Annotated in this window: 2 rRNA genes; both read right to left on the minus strand. The window is 51.0% G+C overall.

From position 1 onward, the window contains the following. Positions 1-6: 6 nt before the first annotated feature. Positions 7-122: ribosomal RNA gene (rrf, locus tag XMG48_RS11870) — 5S ribosomal RNA — on the minus strand. A gap of 132 nt (positions 123-254) precedes the next feature. Next, positions 255-3143, minus strand: a 23S ribosomal RNA gene (locus XMG48_RS11875). Positions 3144-3267 lie beyond the last annotated feature (124 nt).

Here is a 3267-nt window from a genome sequence, read left to right on the forward strand (position 1 = left end):
TTAGGTGCCTGGCAATGACCTACTCTCACATGGGGAAACCCCACACTACCATCGGCGATGACGCGTTTCACGACTGAGTTCGGTAAGGGATCAGGTGGTTCCACGTCTCTATTGTCACCAGGCAAAACTGGTTAACGCATTGGATACTGTAAGATGCGTCTTGGTTGTCTATACAAGCTACAACCGTTAAATCAATCATTAAACCACTCAGCTGTTCATCTGAAGCTTTCGCTCTCAGACAGCTTTGGCGTTATATGGTCAAGCCTCACGAGCAATTAGTACTGGTTAGCTCAACGCCTCACAACGCTTACACACCCAGCCTATCAACGTCCTAGTCTTGAACGGCTCTTTAGGGACCTTAAAGGTCCAGTGAGATCTCATCTTGAAGGGGGCTTCCCGCTTAGATGCTTTCAGCGGTTATCCCGTCCGAACATAGCTACCCGGCAATGCCACTGGCGTGACAACCGGAACACCAGAGGTTCGTTCACTCCGGTCCTCTCGTACTAGGAGCAACTCTTCTCAAATCTCAAACGCCCACGGCAGATAGGGACCGAACTGTCTCACGACGTTCTAAACCCAGCTCGCGTACCACTTTAAATGGCGAACAGCCATACCCTTGGGACCGGCTTCAGCCCCAGGATGTGATGAGCCGACATCGAGGTGCCAAACACCGCCGTCGATGTGAACTCTTGGGCGGTATCAGCCTGTTATCCCCGGAGTACCTTTTATCCGTTGAGCGATGGCCCTTCCATACAGAACCACCGGATCACTAGAACCTACTTTCGTACCTGCTCCACGTGTCTGTGTCGCAGTCAAGCACCCTTTTACTCTTGCGCTCAATGCATGATTTCCGACCATGCTGAGGGTACCTTCGTGCTCCTCCGTTACTCTTTGGGAGGAGACCGCCCCAGTCAAACTACCCACCACACACTGTCCTCGATCCCGATAAGGGACCTGAGTTAGGACTTCAACGTTACCAGGCTGGTATTTCAAGATCGGCTCCACTTGAACTGGCGTCCAAGTTTCAAAGCCTCCCAGCTATCCTACACAAGTAAGGTCAAAGTCCAGTGTGAAGCTATAGTAAAGGTTCACGGGGTCTTTCCGTCTAGCCGCGGGTACGCTGCATCTTCACAGCGAGTTCAATTTCACTGAGTCTCGGGTGGAGACAGTGTGGCCATCGTTACGCCATTCGTGCAGGTCGGAACTTACCCGACAAGGAATTTCGCTACCTTAGGACCGTTATAGTTACGGCCGCCGTTTACTTGGGCTTCGATCAAGAGCTTCGCCGGAGCTAACCCCATCAATTAACCTTCAAGCACCGGGCAGGCGTCACACCCTATACGTCCACTTTCGTGTTTGCAGAGTGCTGTGTTTTTAATAAACAGTCGCAGCCACCTGGTATCTTCGACCGGCCTCAGCTTAGGGAGCAAGTCCCATCACCAAAACCGGCGCACCTTCTCCCGAAGTTACGGTGCCATTTTGCCTAGTTCCTTCACCCGAGTTCTCTCAAGCGCCTTGGTATTCTCAACCTGACCACCTGTGTCGGTTTGGGGTACGATCCCACATAACCTGAAGCTTAGAGGATTTTCCTGGAAGCCGGGCATCAACTACTTCACTCCATATAGGAGCTCGTCATCAGATCTCAGTCATATAGGAACCCGGATTTGCCTAAGTTCCAAACCTACATCCTTAAACGCGGACAACCAACGCCGCGCTAGCCTAGCCTTCTCCGTCCCCCCGTCGCAGTTATGCGAGGTGCAGGAATATTAACCTGCTTCCCATCGATTACGCTTTTCAGCCTCATCTTAGGGGTCGACTCACCCTACCCCGATTAACGTTGGATAGGAACCCTTGGTCTTCCGGCGAGGGAGTTTTTCACTCCCTTTATCGTTACTTATGTCAACATTCGCACTTCTGATACCTCCACGGTGCCTTACAGCTTCCGCTTCAACAGCTTACAGAACGCTCCTCTACCATGCGTATAAACGCATCCGCAGCTTCGGTCTCTAGTTTGAGCCCCGTTATATCTTCCGCGCAGGCCGACTCGACTAGTGAGCTATTACGCTTTCTTTAAAGGATGGCTGCTTCTAAGCCAACCTCCTAGCTGTCTAAGCCTTCCCACATCGTTTCCCACTTAACTAGAAGTTTGGGACCTTAGCTGGCGGTCTGGGTTGTTTCCCTTTTCACGACGGACGTTAGCACCCGCCGTGTGTCTCCCATGATTGCACTCTTGGGTATTCGGAGTTTGCATCGGGTTGGTAAGTCGGGATGACCCCCTAGCCGAAACAGTGCTCTACCCCCCAAGGTGAGACATGAGGCGCTACCTAAATAGCTTTCGAGGAGAACCAGCTATCTCCGAGCTTGATTAGCCTTTCACTCCGATCCACAGGTCATCCGCTAACTTTTCAACGGTAGTCGGTTCGGTCCTCCAGTTGATGTTACTCAACCTTCAACCTGCCCATGGATAGATCGCCCGGTTTCGGGTCTACTCCCAGCAACTATGCGCCCTATTAAGACTCGGTTTCCCTACGCCTCCCCTAAACGGTTAAGCTTGCTACTGAAAGTAAGTCGTTGACCCATTATACAAAAGGTACGCAGTCACCGAACTAAGTCGGCTCCCACTGCTTGTACGTACACGGTTTCAGGGTCTATTTCACTCCCCTCACAGGGGTTCTTTTCGCCTTTCCCTCACGGTACTGGTTCACTATCGGTCAGTCAGGAGTATTTAGCCTTGGAGGATGGTCCCCCCATGTTCAGACAGGATAACACGTGTCCCGTCCTACTCGATTTCACTGGAAAAGGGTTTTCGAATACGGGGCTATCACCCACTATGGCCAGACTTTCCAGTCTGTTCTTCTAACCCAAATCCAGCTTAAGGGCTGGTCCCCGTTCGCTCGCCGCTACTAAGGGAATCTCGGTTGATTTCTTTTCCTTCGGGTACTTAGATGTTTCAGTTCCCCGAGTTCGCCTCTCTAAACCTATATATTCAGTAAAGAGATACCACTTACGTGGTGGGTTTCCCCATTCGGAAATGTACGGATCAAAGCTTGTTTACCAGCTCCCCGTACCTTATCGCAGGTTACAACGTCCTTCATCGCCTCTGACTGCCAAGGCATCCACCGTGCACGCTTATTCACTTGACCATATAACCCAAAGGTGTCTGATCAACTGAATGGTTCTCGTAACGATCGATTTCGCCGGTTGGCGCTTGTATCAAACAATACAAGACAATCTTTATCTTACAGTTTCCAAATTGTTAAAGAGCGT

The organism is Marinobacterium sp. xm-g-48 (assembly GCF_013282925.1).
Classification (GTDB): domain Bacteria; phylum Pseudomonadota; class Gammaproteobacteria; order Pseudomonadales; family Balneatricaceae; genus Marinobacterium_E.